General features: G+C 63.5%; 3 protein-coding genes and 1 pseudogene. 1 reads left to right on the top strand and 3 read right to left on the bottom strand.

Translation table 11 applies throughout. The features are described from left to right. Positions 1-265: 265 nt before the first annotated feature. From ACO41U_RS03720 to ACO41U_RS03710, 3 genes and pseudogenes are all read right to left on the bottom strand, one after another. A pseudogene (locus ACO41U_RS03720) lies at positions 266-3256 on the bottom strand (efflux RND transporter permease subunit); the annotation flags it as partial. 40 nt (positions 3257-3296) lie between these two features. Continuing rightward, complete coding sequence (locus ACO41U_RS03715; protein ID WP_485941702.1) at positions 3297-4478, bottom strand: efflux RND transporter periplasmic adaptor subunit; 1182 nt, start codon at positions 4476-4478, stop codon at positions 3297-3299. A gap of 206 nt (positions 4479-4684) precedes the next feature. Beyond that, positions 4685-5263, bottom strand: coding sequence for a TetR/AcrR family transcriptional regulator (locus ACO41U_RS03710; protein WP_485941700.1), 579 nt, complete (start codon positions 5261-5263; stop codon positions 4685-4687). 305 nt (positions 5264-5568) lie between these two features. On the opposite strand from ACO41U_RS03710, the gene ACO41U_RS03705 reads away from it, so the two are divergent. Next, entirely contained in the window at positions 5569-6333 is a 765-nt protein-coding gene (locus ACO41U_RS03705) for a dihydroorotate dehydrogenase electron transfer subunit (RefSeq protein WP_485941698.1), read from the top strand. Positions 6334-6337 lie beyond the last annotated feature (4 nt).

Here is a 6337-nt window from a genome sequence, read left to right as displayed (position 1 = left end):
CTCTTTTTTCGTCAAAGCCCAGAGCCTTTGAGCGAACATCGGTCCCATCTCCTTGCAGATTCCGGAAAGGCCGGCTCGCGCCTGCGGAGTCGGTCCTCCCGCAGGCGCGGCGTCCTGTCCTCTTAAACACCGTCCCTCAACTCAGTTATGATAGCACCAGGAAGCGGGAAAGGGACGGCAGTCCTCGCAATGTTTTTACGGGCGGCCGTCCCCACCGTTATTTTTATGTATGCGGACAGGGAACGCGGTAGACGACGGCGGTCAGGACGGGGATGACGATCAGCGTCAGGATCGTGCTGACGGTCAGGCCCGCCATGATCGTGACGGCCATGGGCCCGAAGAGCAGGTCCCAGGTCAACGGGATCATGCCCAGCACCGTGGTGAGGGCGGACATGGCGACGGGGCGCAGGCGGCCGACGCCGTCCTCGACGATGGCCTCGTAACGATCCCTGCCGGCTTCGAAATCGCCGCTCACCTGGTCGAGGAGGACGATGGAGTTCTTGGCCAGCATCCCCACGAGGCTGAGCAGTCCGACGGTGGCCATGAAGCTGATGTCCATGCCGGCGATCCACAGCCCGCCGACGACGCCGATCACGATCAGGGGAAGGCAGCAGAAGATGATCAGGGGCTGACGGAAGCCGTTGAAGAGGAAGAGCATGATCGTGAACATGACCAGCAGGGCCGGCCCGAAGGCCACGGCCATGCCTGCCATCGCATCGTCTGACATCTCCTTCTCACCGCCCCACTCCAGTGAGTAGCCGACGGGCAGCTCGATCGCCTCGATCGACGGCCTGACGCGCCTGAGCATGGCGTCCGCGTTCCTGCCGAGTTTCACCTCGCTGGCCACGGTGATCGTGCGGCTGCGGTCGCGCCTCATGACGATGTTGTCCTCGAAGGCCACGTCCAGCGACGAGACCACCGTACCCAGCGGGACGGAGCGGTTGGCCGCCGGCGACCAGACCGGAATGGAGCGCAGGCGGTCGATGCGGTTGCGTTCTTCGGGGTTCAGGACGGCCAGGATCGGCAGCGACCTGTCCCCGTCGCGGAAAGCGCCAACCGTCAGGCCCGTCGTGCCCGTCATGATGGCTTGGTTGATCTGCGGACGGGTCAGCCCCAGGCTCTGCATCTGATCCTTCAGGACCCTCGGTCGGATCACCTCCACCGGCTCACGCCAGTCGTGGCGCACGAACAGGTGGCTTGGATCGTCCTCCAGGATATCCCTGGCCCTTCGCGCCAGCGCCCTCAGAACCTCGGGATCGTCGCCCGAAAAGCGTGCCTCCAGCTTCGGCACCATGCCGCTGCCGCGGGCAAAGGGCTTGCACGCGCCCTCGACGGAGGGCATCCGCTCGTCGATGTACCTCTGGGCCTTCAGCAGGTTGGGCCGCGTCTCCTCCGGGGCCTTCACCTCCACGAGGAGCTGGGAGTAGGCGCTGTTGGGGTCCGGCGGAGAATAGGTCAGCATGAAGCGCAGGCTGCCGCCGCCGACGAAACCGGAGACGTTCTTCACCTCCGGCAGGGAGCGCAGGTATCCCTCCAGGTCCTCGGTGGCCCGTCTCTGGGCGTCGAGCGACGTCCCCTCGGCGCTCCAGAGGTCCACGGTGTAGTAGACGGTATTGGCGTCCGGGAAGAAGGACTGGTTCATGTTCATGAGGGCGACGACGGAAAGGGCGAAGAGCGCCACCGTGACGGCCAGCGTCAGGACGCGGTGCCGCAGGCACCCCTCCAGCAGGGCGCGGTAGGCCTGGAACAGGGGTCTGTCGTAGGGGTCTCCTTCCTGTTTTCCGGGCTTGAGCATCAGCTGTCCCAGGACCGGCGTCACCGTGAGGGCGGCTACCCAACTCAGCATCATGGAGATGCCCACCACCTGCAGCAGGCTTCTGCAGAACTCGCCGGTCATGTCCTTCGACAGGCCGATCGGGGCGAAGGCCAGCACGGCGATGAGGGTTCCCCCCAGCATCGCCCATTGGGAGCCTTCCACCGTGTCCGACGCGGCGTCCTCCACCGCCACGCCGCGCTCCACGCCGACCAGCATCCCCTCGGAGACGACGATGGCGTTGTCCACCAGCGACCCCAGGGCGATGATCAGGGCGCCGAGGGAGACGATCTGAAGAAATATCCCCGCGGAGTTCATGACCGCGAAGGTGCCTGCGATGGTCAACAGCAGGACGATGCCGATGATCAACCCCGTCCTCAGCCCCATGAAGATCAACAGCACGCCCACGACGATCGCCAGCGACTCCGCAAGGTTGACGAGAAAGTCCTGGATGGACTTCGTCACCTGCTCGGACTGCATGTAGATATCCTCCAGCTCGATGCCGATGGGACGTCTTGCCTCCAACGCCTTCAATCGCTTCGCGACGGCCGTACCCATGCTGACGACGTTGCCTCCGGTCACCGTGGCGATGCCGATGCCGAGGGCGGGACGGCCGTTGAAGCGCATCATGAAGGTCTGGGGATCGACGTAGTCGCGGCGTACGGTCGCCACCTCGCGGAGCCGGGTCAGCCTCCCACCCTGTCCACCGACGACGAGATCGCCGATGTCCTCCACCGAGAGGATGGAGCCCGTCGGCGATATCCTCACGAAGCGGTCACCCAGCGTCGTGGTGCCGACGGCCGAGAGGCTGTTCTGCTGGTTCAGTACCGAGAAGACAGCGCTCGGCGAAAGACCGAGGGAGGCCATGCGGCTCGCGGAGAACTCGACGTAGACGCCCTCCTGCTGTTCGCCCAGAATTTTGACGCTGGCCACCTCAGGCACGAGTACCAGCTGCTTCTTGAGGAAGTCCGCGTAGTCCCGCAGCTCCTTCATGCCGTAGCCATCGCCCACCAGGGCATAGTATTGGCCGTACACGTCGCCGAAGTCGTTGTCGATCAGGATGGTGCTGCCCGATGGCATGTCCGTCTGCACGTCGTACAGCTTCTGGCGCAGGACGTCCCATACCTGGGGAAGCTCCTTTGACGTGTACTCGTCCTTGATGTCCACGTAGATGATGGCCAGGCCCGGAGTGGAGCGCGAACGGATGTGCTCGACCTCCCCCATGGACTGGACGGCATCCTCCACGCGGCTGGTGGCCTCCCTCTCCGCCTCGTAGGCGGTGGAGCCGGGATAGACGATCGTGACGACGGCCGTCTTGATTGTGAAGGCCGGGTCCTCCAGTTTGCCGATCTGAAAGTACGCGGCGACCCCCGCCACGGCGGTCAGGACGCAGAGGAACAGGACGACCGTCCGGCGACGGATGCTGGCCCTGGCAACGTTCATCGCCGCTCACCCGCTTTCGACCGGGGAAGCTCGTGCCGCCTCATCGGTCCGTCTCCTCCATCAAACGCACTTTCTGCCCGTCCCGCAGGAAGTGGACGCCGACCGCGACGATCCTGTCCCCGCTGCGCAGGTCCGGGCCGGAGACCTCCAGCATCCCGTCGTTATGAGGGGCGCCCGTCGTCACCGGCACGCGGCGCACCTGCCCCTCCTCGAAACGCCACAGGAAACAGCGGTCCCCGCCCTCGTTCAGGATGGCCGTAGCCGGGACGATATAGCGGTCCTCCGAGCTCATTGCGCTGGCGGAGAAGCGCACCGTCACCGTCGCCGCCATGCCGGGCAGTATCCGGACGTCGTCCGGCTGCGGCATGGTGACGGTCACGGGATAGGTCTTCGTGGCCGGGTCAGCCTGGGCCGTAAACTCCTTCAACCGCACCGGAAACGCCCGCGAAGGGACGGCGTCGAATCGCGCCTCCATGGAGTAGCTTTGGGTGTCCTTCACCAGTGTCTTGAGGTCTGCCGACGCGGGAAGGGGGGCCAGAAGTACGTCGTTGTCGGGAAGGGCGAACACGATCTCCAACGTCGAAATGTCCTGAAGAGAGATCACCGGCTGCTTGGCCGTCACGTCCTGAAAGTTTTCCACCATGCGGTCGGTGATGATGCCGTCAAAGGGCGCGTACAACTCCACGTCCTTCAGGGCGTCCATGGCGGCGGCCGTCTGCGCCTGCGCCGAGCGCAGCGCCGAGCGGGTCACCTCCAGCTGAGCCTTGTACGTGTCGTACGTGGACGCGGCGACGATCTTTTGTTTGTAGAGATTGTCATAGCGCCTGAAGTTGGCGGAGGCGTCGTCGTACTGGGCCTGCGCCTGAGCCTGGGCCCCCTGCGCCTGCTTCAGCCGCGTCCGGAAATCGCGGGGGTCGATGGCGGCCAAAAGCTCTCCTTTCTTGACCGAGGCCCCCTTCTCCACCCGAACCTGCTTCAGCGGACCCGAAACCCGGAACGAGAGCTCAACGCGCCTCGCGCCCTGCACGGTCCCAAAATAGCGTTTGGCCTTCTCGCCGCCAACGCTTTCAAGGGCGACGGTCCTCACCGGGCGATTCACCTCCGGCTCTGCCTCGGAAACCCCTTTCATGCGCAGAGCGCCCAGGCCCGCGCAGACGGCGAGGATGACGCAAAACCCTGCCGCTGCCCTCATCGGAGTGCCCAAAAAAACTCTTTTCATCATTTCACCTTCCTCAACTCTGCAGGACCGGGACGCCGGAGCGGAACGATCCTGAGCATCCGGCCCGTCCTCTTCATGGCGCACTATTCTATCAACAGACCGAACAACCGGATGGACACCTTTAGCGTTCTGTCAAGGAATACCGGCCCACCCTGGGCCGATGAGGTGTGCATGAAATGACGAAGCCTTCGTCGTCGCTTCCGAATTTTTCAAAAACGATCTTTTACGAGGGGTGCAGGCGGTCGGCCCCGTGGTTCCGGACCGAACCGAGCCTCCAGCAGAAGCTTGATCTCTCGAATGATGAATTCGGGCACAAAATTGCTCTCGTCGGATTTTTCGACAATAATGCCGACGATGCCGTATGCCAGAAAGGTGACCAGCGCTTCCCGCCGTTCCGTGTCAAGGTAAGCCGAGCTGACGTAGCGATACAGCAGGGGACGTATGTTTTCCTGTATGGCGTCGATGAGGACGGGCATGAGCCGGTCGCGCAGTTTTGCCGAGTTCAGCACACTCTTCAGGACGCTGCTGTGCTCCTTCATCGTCAAAACCACCGCGACAAGTGGATCCTCCACGGACTTTGCGCGGAGGAGCCGCGCCATCCCCCTCTCAAGCTCCAGGGATATCTTCCACTTGAAGACGTCGGCAATATCCTGAAAGTGGTAATAAAATCCCTGCCGCGAGATGCCGCAGCGTTCGGCCAGCTCGCGAACCGTGACCTTATCCAGTCCCTTGTCCCGAAGGATGTCCTTCAGTGCGTCGTAGACCCGCGCCTTTAAAACGTCCGACATTCTGCACCTCGCCAATCCGCAGACCTGTTTATTCCCCTCGCCCCTGAATTATACCAGCAGTGCGCCTTGCCCATGGCTGCACCCTCGGTGCAAACTCGCAGTGTCTTTTCCCGCTCATCTATGATAAGGTAAATCCAATGGGTAGAGCCCATGGGGGGGTCGATTCCTCCGTCATCGTCCGGCGTCATCGCCCCAGCGAATTTTCCGGCGCCCGTGGGCCGTTTTTTCACCGCCTGCGCAAGGGGCTGCAGGGCCGGGTGTCGATAAAGTTTTTTAGACGGAGCCGCAACGGGAAGGAGGCAGCAATGTACCTGAAATGCCGTGTGCTTCAACAGGTGAAGGTCGGCGCGGAGGCCTTCGCGCTCGACCTCGACGTACAGGATATGGCCGGGCTCTCCCGCCCGGGGCAGTTCGTCATGGTCCGCTGTTGGGAGGGCGACGATCCCTTCCTGATGCGTCCGTTCAGCATCAACTCGGTGGACAGAAAGAATGGGGTCATGACGTTGCTCTATCAGGTCAGGGGCCGTGGAACCAGCCTCATGTCCGCCCTGAGGCCGGGCGACAGCGTCGCGGTCCTCGGCCCGCTGGGGCGGGGTTTCCCCGTTTGGGAAGGTGCCTCGTGGGTCGCCCTCATCGGTCGGGGCATGGGGATCGCGCCGCTCCTTTTGCTGGCGCAGGACTACGCCGCCCATGGCACGGAGCTGCACGTCTACCTCTCCGCAAGGAGCGAGGAGGGCCTGTTCAACCGATCGCAGTTTGAGCGCCTTGGGGCCAGGGTGACGACGACGACGGCCCCCTCCCTCAACGTCACGGACCGGATGGCGGAGGACTGCCGCAGCCTGAAATTTGACGCCGCCTATTCCTGCGGTTCTCGTCGCCTCGGTCTGGGCATGAAGGAGCTGCACCTCAGGTACGGTTTTCCTGCCTACGTCTCCCTCGAAGAGCGCATGGCCTGCGGCCTTGGAGCCTGTAAGGGGTGCGCCTGCAGGACGCGACGCTCCGAGGCAGGGGGAGGGTACGCCCTGGTGTGCAGGGACGGTCCGGTCTTCGACGTGGACGAAGTGCTGTGAGACG

This window comes from Fretibacterium sp. (assembly GCF_057312375.1).
This window is presented reverse-complemented; position numbering and strand designations above follow the sequence as displayed.

Excerpts from the sequence above, each read along its gene's own strand:
- ACO41U_RS03715 (WP_485941702.1), bottom strand. The coding sequence starts at position 4,478 with ATGATGAAAAGAGTTTTTTTGGGCACTCCGATGAGGGCAGCGGCAGGG.
- ACO41U_RS03710 (WP_485941700.1), bottom strand. The coding sequence starts at position 5,263 with ATGTCGGACGTTTTAAAGGCGCGGGTCTACGACGCACTGAAGGACATC.
- ACO41U_RS03705 (WP_485941698.1), top strand. The coding sequence starts at position 5,569 with ATGTACCTGAAATGCCGTGTGCTTCAACAGGTGAAGGTCGGCGCGGAG.